Origin of the sequence: Burkholderia sp. HAN2018, from assembly GCF_024704855.1 — a bacterium.
Lineage (GTDB): Bacteria > Pseudomonadota > Gammaproteobacteria > Burkholderiales > Burkholderiaceae > Burkholderia > Burkholderia cepacia.
The window spans coordinates 1-23,875 of sequence record NZ_QOBB01000107.1 but is presented as its reverse complement, the minus strand read 5'-3'; the positions used below and the strand labels follow the sequence as shown (position 1 = coordinate 23,875).

23 protein-coding genes and 2 pseudogenes are annotated in these 23,875 nt (G+C 67.8%); 17 read left to right on the top strand and 8 right to left on the bottom strand.

Annotated elements, in window-relative coordinates; genetic code table 11:
* Window positions 1-306, top strand: a pseudogene (locus DPV74_RS24330) (acyl-CoA dehydrogenase); the annotation flags it as partial.
* 16 nt (window positions 307-322) lie between these two features.
* Here the strand turns inward: DPV74_RS24330 and DPV74_RS24325 are convergent.
* Window positions 323-1,132, bottom strand: coding sequence for a hypothetical protein (locus DPV74_RS24325; protein ID WP_060083757.1), 810 nt, complete (start codon window positions 1,130-1,132; stop codon window positions 323-325).
* Window positions 1,133-1,316: 184 nt separating this feature from the next.
* On the opposite strand from DPV74_RS24325, the gene zigA reads away from it, so the two are divergent.
* From zigA to DPV74_RS24300, 5 genes are read left to right on the top strand one after another with little or no spacing between them, the layout of a single operon-like run.
* On the top strand, window positions 1,317-2,525 hold the full coding sequence (zigA, locus tag DPV74_RS24320; RefSeq protein WP_205571937.1) for a zinc metallochaperone GTPase ZigA: 1,209 nt from the start codon (window positions 1,317-1,319) through the stop codon (window positions 2,523-2,525).
* 58 nt (window positions 2,526-2,583) lie between these two features.
* On the top strand, window positions 2,584-3,504 hold the full coding sequence (gene folE2 / locus DPV74_RS24315; protein WP_119338107.1) for a GTP cyclohydrolase FolE2: 921 nt from the start codon (window positions 2,584-2,586) through the stop codon (window positions 3,502-3,504).
* Entirely contained in the window at window positions 3,498-4,076 is a 579-nt protein-coding gene (locus DPV74_RS24310; RefSeq protein WP_021159292.1) for a 6-carboxytetrahydropterin synthase, read from the top strand. Before folE2 ends, DPV74_RS24310 begins: the two co-directional genes overlap by 7 nt.
* Window positions 4,076-4,636: a carbonic anhydrase gene (locus DPV74_RS24305; protein ID WP_021159293.1), complete on the top strand. Its 561-nt coding sequence runs from the start codon at window positions 4,076-4,078 to the stop codon at window positions 4,634-4,636. The genes DPV74_RS24310 and DPV74_RS24305 overlap by 1 nt, the downstream gene beginning before the upstream one ends.
* A gap of 3 nt (window positions 4,637-4,639) precedes the next feature.
* Entirely contained in the window at window positions 4,640-6,016 is a 1,377-nt protein-coding gene (locus DPV74_RS24300) for a dihydroorotase (RefSeq protein ID WP_119338106.1), read from the top strand.
* On the opposite strand, the gene DPV74_RS24295 is transcribed toward DPV74_RS24300, so the two are convergent.
* Window positions 6,013-6,477: an Lrp/AsnC family transcriptional regulator gene (locus DPV74_RS24295; protein WP_119338105.1), complete on the bottom strand. Its 465-nt coding sequence runs from the start codon at window positions 6,475-6,477 to the stop codon at window positions 6,013-6,015. The two genes, DPV74_RS24300 and DPV74_RS24295, sit on opposite strands and share 4 nt — an antisense overlap.
* Before the next feature lie 155 nt (window positions 6,478-6,632).
* Between DPV74_RS24295 and DPV74_RS24290 the strand changes: the two genes are divergently transcribed.
* Window positions 6,633-7,259, top strand: a complete 627-nt coding sequence (locus DPV74_RS24290) for a LysE family translocator (protein ID WP_119338104.1) — start codon at window positions 6,633-6,635, stop codon at window positions 7,257-7,259.
* A gap of 59 nt (window positions 7,260-7,318) precedes the next feature.
* On the opposite strand, the pseudogene DPV74_RS42160 reads toward DPV74_RS24290, so the two are convergent.
* Window positions 7,319-7,573 (bottom strand): annotated as a pseudogene (locus tag DPV74_RS42160) (hypothetical protein); the annotation flags it as partial.
* Entirely contained in the window at window positions 7,518-8,366 is an 849-nt protein-coding gene (locus tag DPV74_RS24285; protein WP_119338103.1) for a helix-turn-helix domain-containing protein, read from the bottom strand. The pseudogene DPV74_RS42160 and the gene DPV74_RS24285, both read right to left, overlap by 56 nt.
* Window positions 8,367-8,560: 194 nt before the next feature.
* Here DPV74_RS24285 and DPV74_RS24280 point away from each other — a divergent pair, with 194 nt between their 5' ends.
* Together DPV74_RS24280 and DPV74_RS24275 are read left to right on the top strand one after the other, a co-directional pair.
* Window positions 8,561-9,523 (top strand): DUF2167 domain-containing protein, encoded by a 963-nt coding sequence (locus tag DPV74_RS24280; protein WP_119338102.1) that lies wholly within the window; start codon window positions 8,561-8,563, stop codon window positions 9,521-9,523.
* On the top strand, window positions 9,520-10,245 hold the full coding sequence (locus DPV74_RS24275) for a site-2 protease family protein (protein ID WP_021159298.1): 726 nt from the start codon (window positions 9,520-9,522) through the stop codon (window positions 10,243-10,245). The genes DPV74_RS24280 and DPV74_RS24275 overlap by 4 nt, the downstream gene beginning before the upstream one ends.
* Before the next feature lie 59 nt (window positions 10,246-10,304).
* On the opposite strand, the gene DPV74_RS24270 is transcribed toward DPV74_RS24275, so the two are convergent.
* Entirely contained in the window at window positions 10,305-11,684 is a 1,380-nt protein-coding gene (locus DPV74_RS24270) for an MFS transporter (protein ID WP_119338101.1), read from the bottom strand.
* Between the two features lie 245 nt (window positions 11,685-11,929).
* Here DPV74_RS24270 and DPV74_RS24265 point away from each other — a divergent pair, with 245 nt between their 5' ends.
* Window positions 11,930-13,507 (top strand): aldehyde dehydrogenase (NADP(+)), encoded by a 1,578-nt coding sequence (locus DPV74_RS24265; protein WP_119338100.1) that lies wholly within the window; start codon window positions 11,930-11,932, stop codon window positions 13,505-13,507.
* A 343-nt stretch (window positions 13,508-13,850) separates the two neighbouring features.
* Window positions 13,851-14,402 carry a hypothetical protein gene (locus tag DPV74_RS24260; protein WP_021159300.1) on the top strand — a complete coding sequence of 184 codons (552 nt, stop codon included), beginning with the start codon at window positions 13,851-13,853 and terminating at the stop codon, window positions 14,400-14,402.
* Between the two features lie 183 nt (window positions 14,403-14,585).
* Here DPV74_RS24260 and kdgD read toward each other — a convergent pair whose 3' ends face one another.
* A complete protein-coding gene (gene kdgD, locus DPV74_RS24255) occupies window positions 14,586-15,500 on the bottom strand; it encodes a 5-dehydro-4-deoxyglucarate dehydratase (protein ID WP_027790500.1) in 915 nt (304 codons plus the stop codon).
* Window positions 15,501-15,728: 228 nt separating this feature from the next.
* Here kdgD and garD point away from each other — a divergent pair, with 228 nt between their 5' ends.
* Window positions 15,729-17,282: a galactarate dehydratase gene (gene garD, locus DPV74_RS24250; RefSeq protein WP_119338099.1), complete on the top strand. Its 1,554-nt coding sequence runs from the start codon at window positions 15,729-15,731 to the stop codon at window positions 17,280-17,282.
* A gap of 66 nt (window positions 17,283-17,348) precedes the next feature.
* Here the strand turns inward: garD and DPV74_RS24245 are convergent, their stop codons facing one another.
* Window positions 17,349-17,831 carry an Lrp/AsnC family transcriptional regulator gene (locus tag DPV74_RS24245; RefSeq protein ID WP_027790502.1) on the bottom strand — a complete coding sequence of 161 codons (483 nt, stop codon included), beginning with the start codon at window positions 17,829-17,831 and terminating at the stop codon, window positions 17,349-17,351.
* Window positions 17,832-17,957: 126 nt separating this feature from the next.
* On the opposite strand from DPV74_RS24245, the gene DPV74_RS24240 reads away from it, so the two are divergent.
* The 5 genes from DPV74_RS24240 (at window position 17,958) to DPV74_RS24220 (ending at window position 22,313) form a co-directional block, all read left to right on the top strand.
* Window positions 17,958-19,109, top strand: coding sequence for a branched-chain amino acid ABC transporter substrate-binding protein (locus DPV74_RS24240; RefSeq protein ID WP_119338098.1), 1,152 nt, complete (start codon window positions 17,958-17,960; stop codon window positions 19,107-19,109).
* The gene (locus DPV74_RS24235) at window positions 19,106-20,608 is read left to right on the top strand and encodes an aminotransferase class IV (RefSeq protein WP_119338097.1); all 1,503 of its coding nucleotides are present in this window, start codon (window positions 19,106-19,108) and stop codon (window positions 20,606-20,608) included. The genes DPV74_RS24240 and DPV74_RS24235 overlap by 4 nt, the downstream gene beginning before the upstream one ends.
* A 138-nt stretch (window positions 20,609-20,746) precedes the next feature.
* Window positions 20,747-21,148 carry a nuclear transport factor 2 family protein gene (locus tag DPV74_RS24230; RefSeq protein ID WP_060083747.1) on the top strand — a complete coding sequence of 134 codons (402 nt, stop codon included), beginning with the start codon at window positions 20,747-20,749 and terminating at the stop codon, window positions 21,146-21,148.
* Between the two features lie 79 nt (window positions 21,149-21,227).
* On the top strand, window positions 21,228-21,683 hold the full coding sequence (locus DPV74_RS24225) for an RbsD/FucU family protein (RefSeq protein WP_021159305.1): 456 nt from the start codon (window positions 21,228-21,230) through the stop codon (window positions 21,681-21,683).
* A 192-nt stretch (window positions 21,684-21,875) separates the two neighbouring features.
* Window positions 21,876-22,313 carry a DoxX family protein gene (locus tag DPV74_RS24220; protein WP_119338096.1) on the top strand — a complete coding sequence of 146 codons (438 nt, stop codon included), beginning with the start codon at window positions 21,876-21,878 and terminating at the stop codon, window positions 22,311-22,313.
* 99 nt (window positions 22,314-22,412) lie between these two features.
* On the opposite strand, the gene DPV74_RS24215 is transcribed toward DPV74_RS24220, so the two are convergent.
* Window positions 22,413-23,732: an MFS transporter gene (locus DPV74_RS24215; RefSeq protein ID WP_027790506.1), complete on the bottom strand. Its 1,320-nt coding sequence runs from the start codon at window positions 23,730-23,732 to the stop codon at window positions 22,413-22,415.
* Between the last annotated feature and the right edge of the window lie 143 nt (window positions 23,733-23,875).

The following is a 23,875-nucleotide window of genomic DNA, read 5'->3' as shown; positions in this document are numbered from 1 at the left end:
GATCGCGCGGCGGCCGCGTTGCAGCGCGCGTGGGCGCGGCAGGATGCGCTGACGGCGGACGAGCGCGCCGAGGTGGCGCTCGCGGTATCGGAGGCGAAGATCGTCGCGCAGCGCGCGGCGCTCGACAACGGCGAGGCGCTGTTCGACGCATGCGGCGCGCGCGCCACGGCCGCGTCGCTCGGCCTCGACCGCTTCTGGCGCAACGCGCGTACGCATACGCTGCACGATCCGCTCGACTATCGGCTGCGTGACGTCGGCCGGTTCGCGTTGACCGGGGAATTGCCGCCGGCGTCGCTCTATACGTAAGCGGGCGCGCGCCGGGTCATTGATCGCCGGGAGGCGTGCCTTCCGGCGCCATCGGGGCGGGCGCGGGCTGAGCGGGCAGCGGCGCGCCGCCTTCCGTTCCCGCGCGCCGGTACGACACCAGTTCGTTCGTATAGCGTGCGGTGCGCATGCTGTTCGAGTCGTAGTACTCCTCGACCGACTTCACCCAGCGTCCGACCGCCGGCACGTACCAGAACGCCTTGTAGGTCTTGCCGGTCTGTTCCGCCGTGCCGTTGTTGTGGCTTTGCATCAGGATCGTCGAGCCGTTCACGGTGCGGGACAAGCCGGACGTGATCGACTGCCCGGGCGCGTTTTGCGCCTTCCACGTGCCTTCGGCCTCGATCTTGATCGCATCGAATTTCCCGCCCTGCACCGTGACCGTGTCGCGGCCGACGACCTTGTAATGCGTGTCGTACGCTTCCGACGCATGCTGCGGATTCGGGTTCGTCTCGGCATAACTGATTGCCCAGGTCTTGCCGACCGTCAGCGGAAACGCGAACGGGCGGTTCACCACGGTTTCCGTGCCGTTGACGCTGCGCGCGCGGCTCCAGTCCGCGTCGACGATCAATTCGTGCGGCGCTTGCGTCGTGCCGCTTTGCCGGGTTTCGATGTAGATGTGCCCGGGTGTCGTCCGCTGCACGGTAACCTCGTCGCGCGACTGGCGCCAGCCGTTCGGGCCGATTTCGACGGTGTTGATGTAGGTCCAGGTATCGCCGGGCTTCAGTGTCGGCGCGGCGATCGATTGGGCGAGGGCGACGCCGGGCAGCGCGGCGCAGAGTGACAACGCGGTCAGTATTTTCTTGTTCATCGTGTAGGTAGTCGGCCAACGGTCTCGCCGGCAAGCTTATCAACCACACCTTTCAATCGGCATGCCACGCGCGGTGCCGAAGCGCTGCACCGTGGCCGATCTGCTGGACGTCCGAAATGATATGTTATATCGTTGCGATACAATATATCATTCGTTCCTCAACGTCCTCTTCCGGAATCGCCCGATGAGCACCACCCTCCCTCCGTCCACGCGGCTTCCCGTGACCGTCCTGTCCGGCTTTCTCGGCGCCGGCAAGACGACGCTGCTCAACCACATCCTGAACAATCGCGAGGGCCGGCGCGTCGCGGTGATCGTCAACGACATGTCCGAGGTCAACATCGACGCCGCGCTCGTTCGCGACGGCGGCGCAGGGCTGTCGCGCACCGACGAGAAGCTGGTCGAGATGAGCAACGGCTGCATCTGCTGCACGCTGCGCGAGGATCTGCTGATCGAGGTCGACCGGCTCGCGCGCGAAGGGCGCTTCGACCAGCTCGTGATCGAATCGACCGGCATCTCGGAGCCGCTGCCGGTGGCCGAGACGTTCACGTTCGAAGGCGAGGACGGCCGCAGCCTCGGCGAAGTCGCGCGGCTCGACACGATGGTGACCGTGGTCGATGCGTTCAATTTCCTGCGCGACTACGCGTCGCGCGACAGCCTGCAGTCGCGCGGCGAATCGATGGGTGACGAGGATGCGCGCACGGTGGTCGATCTGCTGATCGACCAGATCGAGTTCTGCGACGTGATCGTGATCAACAAGATCGACCTGATCGACGACAGCGCACGCGAGCGGCTGGTCGCGCTGCTGCGCGGGCTGAATCCGCGGGCGAGGATCGAGATCGCCGAATTCGGCAAGGTGCCGCTCGAGCGTGTGCTCGACACGGGCCTGTTCGATTTCGACGCAGCATCGCGCGCGCCGGGCTGGCTGCAGGAGCTGCGCGGCACGCACACGCCGGAAACCGATGCATACGGCATCCGCAGTTTCGTCTACCGCGCGCGGCGGCCGTTCCATCCGCAGCGCTTCTTCGCGCTCGTCGAAAGCGAATGGCCGGGCGTCGTCCGCTCGAAGGGGTTCTACTGGCTGGCCACCCATCCGACCGTCGCCGGTTCGTGGTCGCAGGCCGGCGCGGTCGCGCGGCACGGGCCGGCCGGCCACTGGTGGGCGGCCGTGCCGCCCGAGCGCTGGCCGCAGGACGCGGAAGCCGTCGCGCAGATCCGCGCCCGCTGGGACGAGCGCGTCGGCGACGCGCGGCAGGAACTCGTGCTGATCGGCATGGACATGGACGAGCCCGCGCTGCGCGCGCGCTTCGACGCGTGTCTGCTGACCGACGCCGAGATGGCCACCGGCCCCGAACATTGGACCACGTGGGACAACCCGTTTCGCGACTGGCCCTGACCTGAACGCGCGTCCTGCATCGATCCGGATGGAGAAGGCGCTCCACCGGATCCCGAGCATGAATGCCCCCCTTCCCGATATCTCCCTGACCGATGCCGCGCCGGGCCGCCGCCCGCTCGAATGGGTCGGCATGCAGGGCATCGACCTGCCCGTTGCGGTGGCCGAGCCCGGCTGCCGGCGCGACGTGCATGCGCGCGCCGACGTGCAGGTCGACCTTCCCGCACCGCACGTGAAGGGCATCCACATGTCGCGGCTGTACAGGCTGCTCGACGGGCTCGGCGATGGCGCCGCGCTGTCGCCGGCCGGCCTTCGGCCGGTGCTGCAGGCGATGGTCGACAGCCATCGCGACTGCGACACGCGCCGTGCTCGGCTACGGCTGCACTTCGACCTGCTGGCGCGCCGCGCCGCGCTGGTGACCGACGGGCTTGCCGGGTGGAAGGCCTATCCGGTCCGGATCGACGCGACGCTGACCGACGTCGGGTTCGAGCTGCGCGCGCAGGTGACGGTCGTCTATTCGTCGACGTGCCCGTGCTCGGCCGCGCTGTCGCGGCACTGGGTCGAACAGGCGTTCCTGGCGGCGTTCGGCCGCGACGATCGCGTGGAACCGGCAGCGGTCGCCGCGTGGCTGAAACGGCATGCGACGGCGGCCACGCCGCACAGCCAGCGTAGCGAAGCCGTCGTCAGCGTGGGGCTGCCGGCTGATGGCGCGACGCTCGGGCTGATCGACCTGATCGATCGCATCGAGCACGCGCTCGGCACGCCGGTGCAGACGGCCGTCAAGCGCGCGGACGAGCAGGCGTTCGCGGTGCTGAACGGCGGCAACCTGATGTTCGTCGAGGATGCCGCGCGCCGGGTCCAGGCCGCGCTGGACGGCCGCCATGCGCACTCGCGCGTGCACGTGCGCCATCTGGAAAGCCTGCACCCGCACGATGCGGTGGCCTGGGCCGCGCCGGTTCGCGAAGGCGCCGACGCATGCTGATCCGCAAGCTGTTCCGGTTCGAGAACGCGCACGTGGTGCGCGGCTGCAGCACGCGGCGCTGCTCGCATTCGATCCATGGCCATTCGTATCGCGTCGAGTTGCTGCTCGAGGCGCATGCGCTGGACCACGGGCAGATGATCTACGACTTCGGGCTGCTCAAGGGCGACGTGCGCGACCTGATCGACGCGTTCGACCACGCGGTGACGCTGTGGTCGGACGACGATCCCTGCTATGTCGAGAGCATGCGCCGGCATTCCGAGCGCTGGGTGCTGCTGCCGGTGTCGCCGAGCGCCGAGCAGTTCTCGCGCGTGTTCTTTCGCCTCGTCGATGCGGCGCTGTCCTGCACGCGCATGTCGAACGGCGAAGCCGGCGTGCGGCTGCATTCGATCATCGTTCACGAAACCGAGACCGGCTACGCGCAGTGTTTTCGCGACGATGCGTTCAACCCGCGCATGGGCCGCATCGACCTGGACGACATCGTGTTCGCGCCGGCCATCGCCGGACAGTGGCGCGATCCGGGCCTGTTCGAGCGGATCAAGCGCGGCCGTTCGATGTCAAGACAGGAATCCTGATGATCAGAAAGAACCCGCGCGGCGACCTGCCGCAGATACACCCGAGTGCATTCGTCGATCCGACCGCCATTCTGTGCGGGCTCGTGATCGTCGAGGAGAACGTGTTCATCGGCCCGTACGCGGTGATCCGCGCCGACGAAACGGATGGCGACGGCCGGATCGCGCCGATCGTGATCGGTGCGCATTCGAACATCCAGGACGGCGTGGTGATTCATTCGAAGTCGGGCGCGAGCGTCACCATCGGCCAGCACACGTCGATCGCGCATCGCGCGATCGTCCACGGGCCGTGCAAGGTCGGCAACGGCGTGTTCGTCGGCTTCAACAGCGTGCTGTTCAACTGCACCATCGACGACGGCTGCGTGGTGCGCTACAACGCGGTCGTCGACGGCTGCCACCTGCCGCCGGGCTTCTACGTGCGCTCGACCGAGCGCATCGGGCCGGAAACCGATCTCGCCGCCTTGCCGCAGGTGACGGCCGACGCGAGCGACTTCTCCGAGGACGTCGCGCGCACGAACAATGCGCTGGTGCTGGGCTACAAGCACATCCAGAACGAATTCTGAACCATGGACGAACCCGTTCGACGTGAAGGGGGCGCGCGCGACGCGCTGAAGCGACGCCATGTCGACCTGCTCGTGCACGGCGGCACGGCGATGACACCCAACGGTGCCGAGCAGGTCGACGTCGCGTGCGTGGATGGCCGTGTCGTCGCGCTGGGTGCGTTGCATGGCACGTGGAGCGCCGACATTCTCTTGGATGCCGGCGGCCTGCATGTGCTGCCGGGCGTCGTCGACAGCCAGGTGCATTTCCGCGAACCGGGCCTGACGCACAAGGAGACCATCGAGGCCGGCACGCGCGGCGCGGTGCTCGGCGGCGTCACGACGATCTTCGAGATGCCCAACACGCATCCGCTGACGCTGACCGCGCAGGATCTGCAGGCCAAGCTGGAACGCGCGCGCGGCCGCGCGTGGTGCGACCACGCGTTCTACATCGGCGGCTCGGCCGCGAACGCCGAACGGTTGCCGGCGCTTGAAGCGCTGCCGGGCTGCGCGGGCGTGAAGGTCTTCATGGGCAGTTCGTTCGGCGACCTGCTGGCCGACGACGAAGCCGTGTTGCGCCGGATCGTGCGCAACGGGCGGCGGCGCATGGCCGTGCACGCGGAGGACGAAGCGCGGCTGCGCGCACGCCGGGCGCTCGTCGAAGCGAGCGGCGACGTGCGCGACCATCCGCGCTGGCGCGACGTGCAAAGCGCGCTGGAGGCGACGCGGCGCATCGTCGCGCTGGCCGCCGAGACGGGCCGCCGGCTGCATGTGCTGCACGTATCCACCGCCGAGGAAATGGCGTTGCTCGCGCGGCACCGGCAGCGCGTGACCGTCGAGGTCACACCGCATCACCTGAGCCTGCATGCCCCCGATTGCTACGAACGGCTCGGCACGTTCGCGCAGATGAATCCGCCGGTGCGTGAACGGCATCATCGGGACGCGCTGTGGCAGGCCGTTCGCGACGGCGTGGTCGACGTGATCGGCAGCGATCACGCGCCGCATACGCGCGACGAAAAACGCCGGCCCTATCCGCAGTCGCCGAGCGGGATGACCGGCGTGCAGACGCTGCTGCCGCTGATGCTCGATCACGTGCACGCGGGCCGCGTGAGCCTCGAACGACTGGTCGACCTGACCAGCGCCGGGCCGGCGCGCGTCTTCGGCATCGCGGGCAAAGGACGCATTGCGGTGGGCTACGACGCCGATTTCAGCATCGTCGACCTGCGCGCGCGGCGGATCATCCGCGACGAATGGATCGCCAGCGTCAGCGGCTGGACGCCGTACGACGGGTGCGCGGTCACGGGCTGGCCCGTGCACACGGTCGTGCGCGGGCAGGTCGTGGTGCGAGACGGCGCGCTGAACGGGGAGCCGCAGGGGCAGGCCGTCACGTTCCTGGACGCCTAGATCGGCAGGCGAACCGTCTGCTTGATGCGCTTCAGCGGAATCTCGGTTTCGACGTTGCGCACGCCTTCGATCTGCGTGAGCGTGTCCATCTGGAAGCGCTGGTAGTCGTCGAGATCGCGGGCGATCACGCGCAGCAGATAGTCGTAGCTGCCGGCCATCAGGTGGCATTCGAGCACTTCGGGCGCCTGCTCCATCTCGCGCGCGAAGCGTTCGACCGTCGTCTTGTCCTGGCGCTCCAGCGTGACGCGCACGAACGCCGTGAATCGCAGGTCGACGGCGGCCGGGTTCAGCAGCGCGACATACGCGTCGATCACGCCCTGTTCCTCGAGCAGGTGAACGCGGCGCAGGCAGGGCGTGGCGGACAGCCCGGCCTGTTGCGCGAGTTCGGCATTCGTCTGGTTCGAATTCTGTTGCAACGCACGCAGAATGCGCCGGTCGATTGCATCCAGTTTGATTGGCATTTTTGACTACCCGAACGGTGAATGCTAGAGAATAGCGCCAAAACCGATAGTCAAAGTAGCCGAATACGCATCCAATCTCCATGGGAAGGCGCCGATAATCCGACGACAGGCCGGGCGATTCCCGTCCGCCGGCAATCCCGTTCAGGAGCTATCCCATGTCGCATCTATCCTGGCTGCCGTTCATCGCAACGTCGCTGCTGATCATCGTCACACCGGGCCAGGACATGGTTCTCGTGATGTCGCGTACGCTGTCCGACGGCACGCGCGCGGGCCTCGTGACCGCCGCGGGCGTCAGCGTCGGGCTGCTCGTGCACACGATGCTCGCGACGCTCGGGCTGGGCGCGCTGCTGCAGGCGTCCGAATGGCTGTTCACGGCGCTGAAGGTGGTCGGCGCGTTGTACCTGCTGTACCTCGGCATCACGCTGTTGCGCTCGTCGGGCGAACTGACGCTCGCGAGCGGCGACGGCGCGCAGGCATCGCGGCTGCGCACGTTCGCGCAAGGCGCGCTGTCGAACGTGTCGAATCCGAAGGTCGCGCTGTTCTATCTGGCGTTCCTGCCGCAGTTCGTGCCGGCGGGCGCCGCGCATCCGATGCTGTCGCTGTTCGTGCTGGGCGCGGTCTTCGCGGGCCTGACGTTTCTCGTCAAGGGGCCGGTTGCGGTGTTCGCCGGCCTGCTGTCCGCATCGATCCGCCGCAACCCGCGGATATTGACGCGCATGCACCGCGTCAGCGGGGTGGTGCTGCTGGGGCTCGGGGTGAAGCTGGCGCTCGAGCGCCGCTGATGGCGGGGCGCTCGTGCGCGTGTCGTCGCGCGCGTGGCCGCTTTCGAGCCTGGCACCACGGAATTCGCGTCGGTCGCATTCGCGCCTTCGCCGATGGCGACCGCATTCACCGCGGAGGCCGTCGCGCGGGCGATCGCGACGCTGCCGGTCGCGGATGCCGAGCTGTCGATGCCGAGCGCAACTGCATCGGCAGCACCGGCGTTGGCCTGGAAGCCGGCGTTCGTGTGCCGCTTTCCTTCACGCTCCGTTGCGCACGCGTTATTGCGCGGGCAAAGCGTCCGCCAGCGCCCGCATTGCTTCCACCGTCTCCGGATTCGCGGGGAAAAACGCCTCGATCGCGAGTTCCGACAGCGTCACGTCGACCGGCGTGCCGAACACCGTCGTCGTGCTGAAGAACGTCAGTTCGCCGGCCGCCGTGCGCAGCCGCAACGGCACGGCGATATCCGCGAAGTCGGTGCGCGCATGCATGTCGTCGGGCTGGCCGGCCGGTGCCGGATACGCGGCGAGTTCGTCGCGTAGCGTGTGCAGCGTGCGGTCGCCGCTCGCATCGATCTGCCGCTGCAGCCGATGCAGGATGTGCGCGCGCCACTCGTGCCAGTTGACGATCTGCGACGCGAGGCCGTCCGGATGCAGGCTCAGCCGCAGCACGTTGACGGGCGGTTGCAGCAGCGACGGATCGGCCTGCGCGACCAGCGCGCCGAGCATCCGGTTCGCGGCGAGCAGTGTCCAGTGACGATCCACGGCGAGCGCCGGGTAGGGCTCGTGGCCACGCAGCACGGCTTCCACCGCATGGCGCGCGGCATCGAGCTGCGGATCCGAGAACGGCCGTTCGCGAAACAGCGGCGCGAAGCCGGCCGCGACGAGCAGCGCATTGCGTTCGCGCAGCGGCACGTCGAGACGCTCCGCGAGATGCAGCACCATCTCGCGGCTCGGCTGCGCGCGGCCCGATTCGACGAAGCTCAGGTGGCGCGCGGAAACGTCCGCGTCGAGCGCGAGCGCCATCTGGCTCAGGCGCCGGCGTTGCCGCCACGTGCGCAGCAGCGGGCCGATGCCGGACGCGCGGCCGGCGGACGGGGAGGGCGAGTGGCGGGCGGCGGTCGGGTTCATGCAGCAGATGATAGGCAATCCAGAGTGCCTTGGGCATTACCTGCGACGTAAGCATCGCGCCTCCCCGGGCGTGTCGCGGCGCTGCGTTACCATAGCCCCCGTGCCAACTGAGAGACGACGCCGGACCCGCGATTGAAAACGCAAGGGCCGACGCCGTGCATATTTACGACAAGGCATTCCAGGGGAATCCAACAATGAAAAAACTTGCCGTCCGGCTCGCCTGCATGGCGACGCTTGCATTCACCGCGATCAGCGGCCACGCGCAGACCGAAGCCGCGCAGGTGGAAATGAGGGCCGCGGCCGCCGCCGCTAACGACGCGGTCGTGAAGGGCCCGACCGACATCGATGTGAAACACGAAGCCGTGCTGAAGCTGAAAGCCGGCGAATCGTTCGTGCCGGCCGCCGAAGCCGGCCGCTACCTGCGCTCGATGGGCAACTCGATCGACGAAACCAGGCTGGTCGGCCTCGTGCTGCCCGACGATCCCGACGCCGACTGGATCTCGGTCGTGTCGTTCGAGCCGAGCGGCTATATCCGCGACGACGACGCGAAGGACTGGAAACCCGACGAGCTGCTGAAGAGCCTGCAGGCCGGCACCGAGGAAGACAACCCCGGGCGCAAGGAGCGCGGCCTGCCCGAAACCGAGGTGGTCGGCTGGGCGAAGGCGCCCGCGTACGACGCGGCCACGCACCGGCTCGTGTGGTCCGCGATCATCCGCGACAAGGGCGCGGCCCCGAACGCCGAAAACGACGGCGTGAACTACCGGACGCTCGTGCTCGGCCGCGACGGCTACCTGTCGCTGACGATGGCGTCGACGCTCGCCGATCTGCCGAAATACAAGGCGTCGGCTGACGAACTGCTGTCGAGCATCAGCTTCAACGACGGCAAGCGCTACGCCGATTTCAACAAGTCGACCGACCACGTCGCCGAGTATGGCCTCGCGGCGCTGATCGTCGGCGTCGGCGCGAAGAAGCTCGGCCTGCTCGCGCTGATCGGCGCGTTCGCGGTGAAGTTCTTCAAGGTCGGCGCGGTTGCGCTGCTGGCCGGCGGCGCCGCGCTGAAACGCTTCTTCGGGCGCAAGCCGAAGCCGGCCGCGGTGCCGGCCGTCGCCGATGCGTCCGGCATGTCCGATGCGTCCGCCACGGAGCGCAAGGAATGACGAAGCTGTTGCTGCTGATCTTCGGCGGCCTCAAGCTCGGCAAGGTGCTCGTGTCGGCGGGCACCATGCTCGCGTCGATCGCGGTCTATGCGCTGTTCTACGGCTGGCGGTTCGCGGCCGGTTTCGTGGCACTGCTGCTGGTGCACGAGGCCGGCCACTACGTGGCCGCGCAGCGGCGCGGGCTCGACGTCGGGCTGCCGACCTTCATCCCGTTCGTCGGCGCGTGGATCCAGCTGAAGGAGATGCCGCACGACGCGGAAACCGAGGCGTACGTCGGGCTCGCCGGGCCGTTCGTCGGCACGCTCGGTGCGCTGGCCTGCTACGCGGCCGCGCGCCACTACGACAGCAACCTGCTGCTCGCGCTGTCGTACACGGGCTTCTTCCTGAACCTGTTCAACATGATTCCGCTGTCGCCGTTCGACGGCGGGCGGATCACCGCGGTGCTGTCGCCGCGCATCTGGTTCGCGGGCGTGCCCGTGCTGATCGCGCTGTTCGTGTATCGGCCGAGCCCGCTGCTGATCGTGATGGCGATCCTCGCGCTGCCGCAGCTCAAGCGCGCGTGGCGCTACGATCCCGATGCGCCGGAGAATCGTGTGTACTACGCGACGTCGATCGAGACGAAGACGACGTACGCGCTCTGCTATGTCGGCCTGCTCGCGTTCCTCGCGCTGATGACGTCCGGCGTGCACGACATGCTGCGCGTCGCGCATTCCGCGGCCTGACGCCAAAACGGCGGCCGTTTTCGCGGCCGCCGTCGTTTTTCTTCCCTTTTCGCCGAATCTCACGCGTCGCGATGCTGCAGCTCGACGCGCCTGATGTCCTTCACGATCACGAGATAGCTGAACACGGTGACGAGCGCGTTCAGCCCGACGAACACGAGTGCGCCGTTGAACGAGCCGCTCGCGCCGACGAGGTAGCCGATCGCGATCGGCGCGACGATGCCGGCCGTGTTGCCGAACATGTTGAACAGGCTGCCCGACAGGCCGATCGCTTCCTTCGGCGCGGTATCCGCGACGACGGCCCAGCCGAGCGAGCCGATGCCCTTGCCGAAGAACGACACGGCCATCAGCACGATCACGAGCGCTTCGCTGTCGACGTAGTTGCAGCCGATGATGACCATCGACAGCGCCATCCCGCCGACGATCGGAATCTTGCGCGCGAGCGTGAGCGACACGCCGCGGCGGATCAGCCCGTCGGACAGCATCCCGCCGAGCACCCCGCCGAGGAACCCGCAGATCGCGGGCAGCGACGTCATGAAGCCGGCCTTCAGCAGCGACATCCCGCGCGCCTGCACGAGGTAGATCGGGAACCACGTGAGGAAGAAATAGGTGAGCACGTTCACGCAGTACTGGCCGAGATACACGCCGATCAGCATCCGGTTCGACAGCAGCTGGCGCACGTAGTACCAGCCCGCCACGCGGCGGCCTTCCGAGCGCAGGCCGTCGGTGCCGCGCACGGTCGTGCGCACGAGGCCGCCGCCCTGCTCGATATGCTCGAGTTCCGCGCGGTTCACGGCCGGATGGTCGGCCGGATCCTTCACGACCCGCAGCCACAGGAACGCGAGCGCGATGCCCGCGAGGCCGAGCCACAGATACACCTGGTGCCAGCCGTACGCATGCGTGAGCCACGCCATCAGCGGCGAGAACACCACGGCCGCGAAGTATTGCGCGGCGTTGAAGATCGCGGACGCCGTGCCGCGCTCGGCGGTCGGGAACCAGCTCGCGACGACTTTCGCGTTCGCGGGAAAGGCGGGTGCTTCGGCGATGCCGACCGCGAAGCGCATCGCGAACAGCGCGGCCACCGCGAACGCGGCGCTGCCGCCGAGCCCGATCGTGCCCTGCAGCAGCGTGAACGCCGACCACAGGAATATGCTGGCCGCATACACGCGGCGCGCGCCGAAGCGGTCGAGCAGCCAGCCGCTCGGCAGTTGCGCGAGCACGTACGCCCAGCTGAACGCCGAGAAGATGTAGCCCATCGTCACCGGGTCGATGCCGAACGCCTTGCGGATCGGCGTGCCAGTGATCGACAGCGTCGCGCGGTCCGCATAGTTGAGCGTCGTGACGACGAACAGCATCGCCAGGATCCAGTAGCGCACGACGGTCCGGCGCGCGGTGCGCGCGAGGTCGAGCGGAAGATCGCGAGGGGTGGTCTGATTCGGCACTTTAATGTACGTCGTCGTATAACATGGTGCGGAGTTTATGTGGGTTGGTCGACCCCGGAAACCTCGGGTTTTCCCGTTGAGTACGACGCAAAACGTCCACAATTTGGGCATGGGCCGAATAAATAAGGGATTCGCGCATTGTGTGGCAAGATCGACGACCCGCGTGAATCGCAAAATCATGTCGGCAGACATCGTATCTGTTGGGCTACAATGAGCCCATCATTCTCGAACCACGGAGCACACCCATGCAACTGACAGGAGAGATGCTGATCGGCGCCGAAGCGGTCGCCGGCTCGGCCGGTACCTTGCGCGCGTTCGACCCGTCGAAGGGCGCGCCGATCGATGCGCCGGCATTCGGCGTCGCGGCGCAGGCCGACATCGAGCGTGCATGCGAACTCGCGCGCGACGCGTTCGACGCGTACCGCGCGCAGCCGCTCGCGGCCCGCGCGGCGTTTCTCGACGCGATCGCGGATGAAATCGTCGCGCTCGGCGACGCGCTGATCGAGCGCGCGCACGCTGAAACGGGCCTGCCCGTCGCGCGGCTGCAGGGTGAGCGCGGCCGCACCGTCGGCCAGCTCCGGCTGTTCGCGCGTGTCGTGCGCGACGGCCGCTTCCTCGCCGCGTCGATCGATCCCGCGCAGCCTGCCCGCACGCCGCTGCCGCGCTCGGACCTGCGGCTGCAGAAAGTCGGACTCGGGCCCGTCGTCGTGTTCGGTGCGAGCAATTTCCCGCTCGCGTTCTCGGTGGCCGGCGGCGATACGGCGTCGGCGCTCGCGGCCGGCTGCCCGGTGATCGTGAAGGCGCACGAGGCGCACCTCGGCACGTCCGAACTGGTCGGCCGCGCGATTCGCGCCGCCGTCGCGAAAACCGGGATGCCGGCCGGCGTGTTCTCGCTGCTGATCGGCCCCGGCCGCGTGATCGGCGCGGCGCTCGTCGGCCATCCGGCGGTCCAGGCCGTCGGCTTCACGGGGTCGCGGCAGGGCGGCATGGCGCTCGTGCAGATCGCGAATGCCCGCCCGCAGCCGATTCCCGTCTACGCGGAAATGAGCAGCATCAACCCCGTCGTGCTGTTCCCGGCGGCGCTCGCCGCGCGCGGCGACGCGATCGCGACGGGTTTCGTCGATTCGCTGACGCTCGGCGTCGGCCAGTTCTGTACCAATCCGGGCCTCGTGCTCGCGATCGACGGCCCCGATCTCGACCGCTTCGAATCCGTTGCCGCGCAGGCGCTCGCGAAGAAGCCGGCCGGCGTGATGCTCACGCCCGGGATCGCCGATGCGTATCGCCATGGCCGCGGCAAGCTGGCCGAACTGCCGGGCGTGCGCGCAATCGGCGCGGGCGAGACCGCGCAGACCGACTGCCAGGCCGGCGGCGCGTTGTACGAAGTCGGCGCGCAGGCGTTCCTGGCCGAGCCGGCGTTCAGCCACGAAGTGTTCGGGCCGGCGTCGCTGATCGTGCGCTGCCGCGATCTCGACGAAGTCGCGCGCGTGCTCGACGCGCTCGAGGGCCAGCTCACGGCCACGCTGCAGATGGACGCCGACGACAAGCCGCTGGCCCGCCGGCTGCTGCCGATCCTCGAACGCAAGGCCGGGCGCCTGCTCGTGAACGGTTACCCGACCGGCGTCGAGGTGTGTGACGCGATGGTGCACGGCGGGCCGTTCCCCGCGACGTCGAACCCGTCCGTCACGTCGGTCGGCGCGACGGCGATCGAGCGTTTCCTGCGCCCGGTGTGCTACCAGGATTTCCCGGACGATCTGCTGCCGGAAGGGCTGCAGGAGAAGAATCCGCTCGCGATTCCGCGGCTGCGGGACGGGAAGGCGGAGTGACGGGCGGCGACGATTGAGCGTGTGATTTCCGGCGGCCAGTGCGTCGGGGTCGGTGCCGGCACGCGGAAACCAAAAGGCGGATGTGGCCGGTGGGCCGCTTCCGCCTTTTTTGTTTTTTGCATGGCGGGTTTCGGTGCTGACGGGTTTGTTCGAAGTGTCGACAAGAATCATGTCGGGGCAGCATGGAGGGCGGCGGTCGGAGCAGCGGCCTCGGGGTACGTGACTGCCGTGGATCTTGCCGTCTTCCCCGTCCCCCGGTTTTCTCCTACAGTAGCGAAGCCTCGGGCCAGCCGGCCCGCAGGCAAGCCTGAGAGACCGACAAAAGACAACGAGGGAACCCCCGATGAACATCAACAAGCGTGGCGATCACCTGTTCGCGGCCGGATTGTGGAAAGCGATCGGCGACGTCGCGAAATCCGTGCGCACCCAGGTCGGCCAGTACAGCGAAGGGCGCGTGCTCGCGAATGCGCTGCTGGAATTCCAGCGCGACCTGGGCGGCAGCGAATTCGACGTGACGATCAACCAGGGGCGCGTCGTCACGGGCGCCGACGCGCATTCGCTCGTGTTCGGGCAAGCCGTGCGCCGTTTCCGGCAGGACATGGAAGCGCTGGTGTTCGCGCTCCAGTACCGGCGCGGCATCGACGAACGCGACCCGGGCCTGCGCACCGAAGCACTGCTGCAGGCGAACAGCCAGCTCGCGACCGCGAAGCAGTCGGCGACGATCACGGTCGGCCGGTTCTTCGATGCGGTCGTCGACCGCGACGTGCTCGGGCAGATCCTCGACGGCGAATCGAATGCACGCGCGCGGGCCGGGACGCAGGGGCAGATCGAGGCGACGCGGGTCAGGCTCGCGAACGTGCGCCACCGGATCGTCGGAATCATCGCGCAGATGTGACGCGGCCGGACGGCCTGCGAGGCGGGGTGGCGTCACGCGAAGCGCCGCGCCGGAGGCGGCACCCGTCGCGGCGGATGCGTGCGCGGTTACTGCTGCGAACGGTCGCGATACCGTCGAACCGGCACGCGACGCGACAACCGGCCTGCGCGGCTCCGATCAAGGCGCCGCGCAGGCCGTACCCGCTTACTGCGGGCCCATCTTCTTGATCAGCACGTCGAGTTCGGCCGCTTCGGCCTCGGTGAGGTCGACGAGCGGCGCCCGCACGGGGCCCGCGTCGTGGCCGACGAGCTTCGCGCCCGCCTTCACGATGCTGACCGCATAACCCGCGCGGCGGTTGCGGATCTTCAGGTACGGCAGGAAGAACGTGTCGAGCAGGCGACCGACCGTCGCGTGGTCGTCCTTCGCGATCGCTTCGTAGAACTCCATCGCCGTCTTCGGGATGAAGTTGAACACGGCCGACGAATACACCGGCACGCCGAGCGCCTTGTACGCGGCGGCATAGACTTCGGCCGTCGGCAGGCCGCCGAGATACGCGAAGCGGTCGCCGAGGCGGCGGCGGATCGTCACCATGCTTTCGATTTCGCCGACGCCGTCCTTGAAGCCGATCAGGTTCGGGCAACGATCGGCGAGGCGCTCGAGCATGTCGGCGTTCAGCTTCGAATTCGCACGGTTGTACACCACGACGCCGATCTTCAGTGCGCGGCACACCTGCTCGACGTGCTCGGCGATCCCTTCCTGGCTGGCTTCGGTCAGGTAATGCGGCATCAGCAGCACGCCGCTCGCGCCGAGGCGCTCGGCCTCCTGTGCATATTCGATCGCGACGCGCGTCGCGCCGCCCGCGCCGGCGAGGATCGGCACCTTGCCCTTGCAGGTTTCCGTCGCGACGCGGATCACGTCCGAATACTCGCGCTGCGTGAGCGAGAAGAATTCACCGGTGCCGCCGGCCGCGAACAGCGCGCTCGCACCGTACGGCGCGAGCCATTCCAGGCGCTCGGCATAGGTGGACGGGCGGAAGCTGCCGTCGGCGTCGAAGTCCGTCAGCGGAAAGGACAGCAGGCCGTGGGAGATGATCTGTTTGAGTTCTTGCGGTGAAGTCATGGTTGGGTCGTCCGTCTAGCGCGAGTGCTGGTTCGTCGGGAACGGCATACGAGCCAAATTGGCGATGTCGTTGTATGTCATCGTACAACGAGGGAAAGGACCACGCAAGCGGTTTGCTGGCGGGTAAATGATAGGGTCTTTCCGGATAAGGGTTTACGCAGCATCGCCGGCCAGAGTTGAATGTCGTATGATGACTAACAATATGGCCGACAGCCTCCAGGATTTCCGATGACTGCTTCCCCGCTCTACATCCGTGTGCATCCGGACGACAACGTCGCGATCGTCGTCAACGACGGCGGCCTGCCCGAGGGCGCGACGTTCGCCGACGGGCTGACGCTGCGCGAAGGCGTGCCGCAGGGGCACAAGGTCGCGCTGGTCGACCTCGCGGCCGGCGACCCGATCGTCCGCTACAACGTGGTGATCGGTTATGCGCTGGCCGAGCTGCGACGCGGCAGCTGGGTCAACGAGCGCACGATGCGCATGCCCGAGCCGCCGGGGCTGGACAACCTGCCGCTCGCGACGCGTGCCGCGCCGCCGCTGCCGCCGCTCGAAGGCTATACGTTCGAGGGCTTCCGCAATGCCGACGGCTCGGTCGGCACGCGCAACATCCTCGCGATCACGACGACCGTGCAGTGCGTGTCGGGCGTCGTCGAGCATGCGGTGCAGCGGATCAAGGCCGAGCTGCTGCCGCGCTACCCGAACGTCGACGACGTGGTCGGGCTCGAGCACACGTACGGCTGCGGCGTCGCGATCGACGCGCCCGACGCCGACATCCCGATCCGCACGCTGCGCAACATCAGCCTGAATCCGAACTTCGGCGGCGAGGTGATGACCGTGAGCCTCGGCTGCGAGAAGCTTCAGCCCGAGCGCCTGCTGCCGCCCGGCGCGATTCCGGTGGCGGCCGACGGTGCCGGCGACAACGGCGGTGTCGTGTGTCTGCAGGACGCCGCGCACGTCGGCTTCAACTCGATGATCGACTCGATCATGAAGATGGCCGAATCGCATCTCGAGCGGCTGAACCGCCGCCGCCGCGAGACGTGCCCCGCGTCGGATCTCGTCGTCGGCGTGCAGTGCGGCGGCAGCGACGCGTTCTCGGGGCTCACCGCGAATCCGGCCGTCGGCTTCGCGGCGGACCTGCTGGTGCGCGCGGGCGCGACGATCATGTTCTCCGAGGTGACGGAAGTGCGTGACGGTGTCGCGCAGCTCACGTCGCGTGCGGCGAACGAGGACGTTGCGCGCGAGATCATTCGCGAGATGGACTGGTACGACCGTTACCTGCAGCGCGGCCGCGTCGACCGCAGCGCGAACACGACGCCCGGCAACAAGAAGGGCGGCCTGTCGAACATCGTCGAGAAGGCGATGGGCTCGATCGTGAAGTCGGGCAGCGCGCCGATCGCCGGTGTCGTGCGTCCCGGCGATCGCGCGAAGCAGAAGGGGCTGCTTTATGCGGCGACGCCCGCGAGCGACTTCATCTGCGGCACGCTGCAGCTCGCGGCCGGGATGAACCTGCACGTTTTCACGACCGGCCGCGGCACGCCGTACGGCCTCGCACAGGTGCCGGTGATCAAGGTCGCGACGCGCAGCGATCTCGCGCGCCGCTGGCACGACCTGATGGATCTCGACGCGGGGCGGATCGCGACCGGCACGGCGACGATCGAGGACACCGGCTGGGAACTGTTCCGGCTGATGCTCGACGTCGCGAGCGGCAAGCGCCGCACGTGGGCCGAGCAGTGGAAGCTCGCGAATGCGCTGACGCTGTTCAATCCGGCGCCGGTGACCTGACGCGCGCGGCCGATGCCGCCGGACGATGCGGGCGCCCGACGGCGCCCGTTTTCATTGCGGCGATCGTTACGCGATGTCGATCGGCAGCGACAGCCCGACCTTGACGCGCGACATCACGACCATCGTTTCGAAGTGACGAATGTTGTGGTGCTGCCGGAATACGCGCGTGGAAAACTCCTCGTAGTGGTCGATGTCGCGCATCGCGATCATCAGCACGAAATCGGCGCGCCCCGTCACCACATAACACTGCATGACTTCCGGCAGCGACTTCAGGAACCGCTTGAATTCGTCGAGCAGGTCGACCCGTTCGCGCTCGACCTGCACGAGGACGAGCATCGTCAACGGGAGGCCGACCTTGGTCGGATCGACGACGGAAACGTCCTGCTGGATATAGCGCTCGTCGCGCAGCCGCTTCACGCGGCGCAGGCATGCGGGCGGGCTCAGGCCGATCTCGGCGGCGAGCGCCTGGTTGGTGATCTGGTTGTCGTGCTGGAGGCGGGCGAGGATCCGCAGGTCGAAATCGTCGAGCGGTGTGGCGGCGGGATTCATCGGATTTCCTTCGGAGAGAAAAAACGAAACAAACTCGCGAATGATGCCGCCCGATGTTTATCGGATTTCGCGACGGCTGCCGATAATCGTAGCACCCGTCAACGATGAAGCTGCGAGGAAAACATCATGCGTTTCCGACATCTGCTGCTGGCGCCGCTCGTGCTGCTGGTGCCACTTGTATCGCTTGTACCGGCCGTTCCCGCGTTCGGCGCGGATACGGTCGTCGTGGGTTTTGCCGGCGCGCTCACGGGTGCGCAGGCGCATTTCGGCGAGGACAGCGCGCGCGGCATTCGGCTCGCGATCGACGAAATCAACGCGGCGCATCCAGGCGTCGCCGGGCATCCGGTCACGTTCGTGCTCGACGCGCAGGACGACCAGGCCGACCCGAAGGTCGCGACGACGGTCGCGCAGCGCTTCGTCGATACGCACGTCAGCGCCGTGATCGGCCACCAGAATTCGGGGACGTCGATCGCCGTCGCGCGGCTCTACGCGACGGCGAACATCGCGGAGCTCACGCCGTCGGCCACCAATCCGGCGTTCACGCGTCTCGGCTATCGCACCACGTTCCGGATGCTCGCGAACGACGACTTTCTCGGGCAGGCAGTCGCGCGCTATGCGGTCGAGCAGTTGCACGCGCGCCGCATCGGTGTCGTCGACGATCGCACGGCCTACGGGCAGGGCATCGCGGACGTGTTCGCCGGCGGGCTCGGGAACACGGGCGCCGCCGTGGTCGCACGCGAATACACGACCGACAAGGCGTTCGACTTCGGCGCGCCGCTGACGCTGCTCAAGGGCCGTGCGCCCGACGCGATCTTCTTCGGCGGCATGGACACGCAGGGCGGGCCGATGCTCAAGCAGATGAAGAAGCTGCGGATCGCCGTGCCGCTGCTGGGCGGCGACGGTCTGTGCACGCACGAGATCCTGAAACTGGCCGGCGATGCGCTCGACGGCAACCTCGTGTGCGCGGACGGCGGCCGAAGCCTCGCGAAGATGCCGGGCGGCCCCGCGTTCGCGGCGCGCTTCACGCGGAAGTACGGCGCCCCCGTGCAGCTCTACGCGCCGTACGCCTACGACGCGATGATGGCCGTCTACCACGCGGTGATGCTCGCGCAGTCCACCGATCCGGCGAAGATCGTCGACGCGCTGCATCGCGTCGACTTCCAGGGCGTGACCGGCCGGATCGCGTTCGACGCGAACGGCGAGCTGCGCAATCCGGCGGCAACGATTTCGACGTTCAAGGGAGGCAACAAGGTGACTTTGTCGGAGGTAGTGAAATGAATACACGGATTCTTCCGGTGGGCACCGCATCGCTGCGCGACGTCGCGCGGCCGGTCGGCGACGTTACCGATCCCGCCGTGCGCGAAGCCGCCGGCGCACTGCGTGCCGCGCTGCGCGCGTTTCGCGACGAACACGGTTTCGGCCGCGCGGTCGCCGCGCCGCAGATCGGCGTCGGGCAACGGATGATCGCGCTCGCGCTGGATGGCTGGCCCGACGTGATCGTGAACCCCGAAATCGTGTGGCGCAGCGACGCGCGGATGACGCTGTGGGACGACTGCATGTGCTTTCCCGACCTGTTCGTGCGTGTCGAGCGCCACGCGTCGGTGAGCGTGCAGTACACGACGCTCGACGGCGAGCTGCATCGGCGCGACGCGCTGTCGCCCGATGTGTCGGAGCTGATGCAGCACGAGATCGACCATCTCGACGGCAAGCTGTCGTTCGATCGCGCGGCGGGGCCGAATGCGGTCGTGCATCGCAGCGTGTTCGACGCCGATCGCGCGTCGTTTGTCGCGCAGGTCGACTACGCGCCGCACGCGCCCGACGTGAAACGTACGGCACCGGAGAGCATTCAGTCTGCCGAAGCATCCACGTATCCGCCGGGCGCCGCGTACATGAATGGCCGCTTCATTCCGATCGCCGACGCGCGCGTGTCGGTGCTCGACTGGGGTTTCCTGCATTCGGACGTCACGTACGACACCGTGCACGTGTGGAACGGCCGCTTCTTCCGCCTCGACCGGCACATCGCGCGGTTCAGGCGCTCGCTGGCGAGGCTGCGGCTGGACGTGCCGTTGGGCGACGACGCGCTGCGCGACATCCTCGTCGAATGCGTGCGCCGCTCGGGCCTGCGCAACGCGTACGTCGAAATGCTGTGCACGCGCGGCGTATCGCCCACCTTCAGCCGCGACCCGCGCGACGCGGTGAACCAGTTCATCGCGTTCGCGGTGCCGTACGGCTCGGTCGCGAACGAGCGGCAGTTGCGCGAGGGCCTGCACCTGCATCTGGTCGACGACGTGCGGCGGATTCCGCCCGAATCGGTCGATCCGCAGATCAAGAACTACCACTGGCTCGACCTCGTCGCCGGGCTGCTGAAGGGGTATGACGCGGGTGCGGAGTCGGTCGTGCTGAAGTGCACGGACGGCAGCATCGCCGAAGGGCCCGGGTTCAACGTTTTCATCGTGCGCGACGGCCGGCTTCGGACGCCCGAGCGCGGCGTGCTGCACGGCATCACGCGGCAGACCGTGTTCGAGCTGGCGGCGTCGATGGGCATCGACGTGCAGGCCGGCCGCGTCGACGATGCGCAACTGCGCGAAGCCGACGAGGTGTTCATCACGTCGACGGCCGGCGGGATCATGCCCGTCACGCGGCTGAACGGCGCACCGATCGGCGACGGCCGGCCGGGCCCGATGACGCGCCGGCTGTTCGACGCGTACTGGGCGAAGCACGAGGATCCGGCGTGGAGCCTGGCGGTCGACTACGCGGCCAACTACGCGGCCGGCTGATCGCGGCGGCGCGGGCGCGATTTCCTTACCTCGTACGTAATCGACCGCCCGCGCGAGGCCGGCGACGATGACGGCACGCGAATACGAAACACCCAACGTTCGCGACCTCGTCCCCTCATCGACACAAGGAGCCTCGCCATGAACACCGCTCAATCCGCTTCGTCCGCCTCGTCCATTCACGCCGACCTGATCGACCGCTACTTCGACGCATGGAACGAACCCGACGTCGCGCGTCGCCGCGCGCTGATCGACGCGACCTACGCGAGCGACGCGGCCTATCGCGATCCGTTGATGGCCGGCGACGGCCACGCGGGCATCGATGCGATGATCGCGGCCGTGCAGGCGCGTTTCCCCGCGTTCCGCTTTCGCCGCACGACCGACGTCGACGCGTTCGGCCAGCACCTGCGGTTCTCGTGGGCGCTCGTGTCGCCCGACGGCGCGGCGATCGTGAAGGGTTCGGACTTCGGCACGGTCGACGCGTCGGGCCGCCTCGCGACGGTCACCGGTTTCATCGACGAGATGCCGGCCGCGGCGCCGTGACGCGAGCGATGCATGCGCAACGGCCACCGGGATCGGGTAACGTTATGCGATTCGTTCCTGATCCCGGAGACTAGCCGACATGCTGAAGAATCTCGACCCGCTGCTGCACGCCGACATCCTGCACACGCTGCGTGCGATGGGGCACGGTGACGAAATCGCGATCTGCGACGCGAATTTCCCGGCGGAATCCGTCGCGGAGCACACGGTGGTCGGCCGCGCGTTGCGCATCGACGGCGCCGATTCCGCGCGCGTCGTGCGCGCGGTGCTGTCCGTGCTGCCGCTCGACACGTTCGTTGACACACCCGCATGGCGGATGGAAGTCGTCGGCGACGCAGCCGCGGTGCCGCCCGTGCAGCGCGAGGTGCAGGCCGAGATCGACCGCGCGGAAGGGCGCGCGGTGCCGCTCGCGGGCATCGACCGTTTCGCGTTCTACGAGCGCGCGCAGCAGGCCTATGCGGTGATCGTCACCGGCGAGTTGCGCGGCTATGGCTGCTTCATCTTCAAGAAAGGCGTGTTGTTGAGCGACGCGGGCTAAACGCGTTTTTCAGTGCGTCGAGCCGCCGGCGCGGCCGCCGCAGTGTAAAGATTTGCTACAACCTTTTTCTTGGACACGGCGAAAAGACCCTCTATGCTGGCCCATTTGCCGCGTCCCCTCCCGGGCCGCGCGGCGTCGAACCGCCCGGGCGCGCCCGGGGCAAGCGGCCGAATTGCATACGAGGAGAGAGGCATGACGCGTACCGTCGATTCCGGCGTCATTTTTTTCGCACGCCTGGCGCTGGCGGCGTTGTTCTTGTGGGGCGGCATCATGAAGCTGCTCGGCTACAGCGATTTCATCGCGTATCTGCACGGGATGAACGTGCCCTATCAACAGGTCGTCGCGCCGATCGTCGTCGCGATCGAGGGGCTGGGCGGCCTGCTGCTGATCGTCGGCTACAAGGTACGGCCGCTCGCGCTGCTGATGGCGGTCTACACGATCGCGACCGCGATGGTCGGGCACAATTTCTGGGACGCGACGAGCGCCGCCATCCAGCACGATATGGTGATTCACTTCTGGAAGAACGTCGCGATCGCCGGCGGGTTCCTGCTGCTGTTCGTCACCGGCGCCGGCGGCGCGAGCATCGACGCGCTGCGCCGGCCGAGTTCGTCGTACGGCGTGCTGCGTTGAACCGGGCTGACTCGCGCCGCCAGGCCGAGGCATAGCAAAAGGGCCGAATCCCGCACGCTGCGGGATTCGGCCCTTCGTTCATCAAGCGGGCGCCGGCGTTCAGTGCGTGCCCTTCACATCCTTCACGTCCTTCGCATCCTTCGAGAACTGCACGGCGATCGCGCCGAGCACGCAGATCGCCGCGACGTACACGACCGGCGCGAGCGGATTCGATTTCATCATCAGCGACACGATCACCGGCGTGAGGCCGCCGAAGATCGCATACGCGACGTTGTACGAGAACGAGATGCCCGAGAAGCGCACGACGGCCGGGAAGCTCTTGACCATCACGAACGGCACCGCGCCGATCGTGCCGACCATGAAGCCCGCGATTCCGTAGTAGAGCGGCAGCGTCGACGCATCGGCCGCGACCTGCACGAACAGCAGGTAGTAGCACGCGGCCAGCCCGATGCCGCCGATGCCGAGCACGCGCTTCGCGCCGATCCAGCCCGCGAGCGAACCCGCGGTGATGCAGCCGGCGGTCAGGCACAGCGTCGCGACGCTGTTCGCGAACAGCGTCGTCGCGGGCGTCAGGTGGAACTGCTTCTGCAGCAGCGCGGGCGTCATCAGGATCACGACGACGATCGCGGCCGACAGCATCCACGTGAGTAGCATCGACACGATCACCGCGCGGCCGTGGTCGCGCAGCACGGCCTTCAGCGGAATCTCGGCCGCGAGCGCCTTCTTCGCCTTCATCTCGGCGAACACCGGCGTTTCATGCAGCCAGCGGCGCAGGTACACGGAGAACAGGCCGAACACGCCGCCGAGCAGGAACGGGATGCGCCAGGCGAACGCGGCGACTTCGGCGGTCGAGTAACGGCTGTTGATGCCGGCGGCGACGAGCGAGCCGAGCAGGATGCCGGCCGTCAGGCCCGCGGTCAGCGTGCCGCATGCATAGCCGATATGACGCGACGGCACGTGCTCGGACACGAACACCCACGCGCCCGGCACTTCGCCGCCGACTGCCGCGCCTTGCAGCACGCGGAACAGCAGCAGCAACACCGGCGCGAGGATGCCGATCGTGTCGTAGGTCGGCAGCAGGCCCATCAGCAGCGTCGGCACGGACATCATCAGCACGCTCAGCGTGAACATCCGCTTGCGGCCGAACAGGTCGCCGAAGTGCGCCATGATCACGCCGCCGAGCGGACGCGCGAGATAGCCGGCCGCGAAGATGCCGAACGTCTGCAACTGGCGCAGCCAGTCGGGAATGTCGTGCGGGAAGAACAGTTGCCCAATCGCCGGCGCGAAGAACACGAAGATGATGAAGTCGTAGAACTCGAGGGCGCCGCCGAGTGCGGCAAGGCCAAGGGTCTTGTAGTCGCTGCGCGTGAGCGCGCGTTCGGCGGCGCGAGGCACGCCGCTCAATTCGGAAGCTTGCATGGTCAGGACGATCGGTTTTCGAATGTTGTTGTCGGTGCTGCGTCTCCAGGGCCCGCTATCGGCATGGACTGACAAGGCGCGGCTTGCATCGTCGAAGCGTGTCGTGTGCCGGGTGAGGCGCGCAACACGCGCCGCCGCACCGG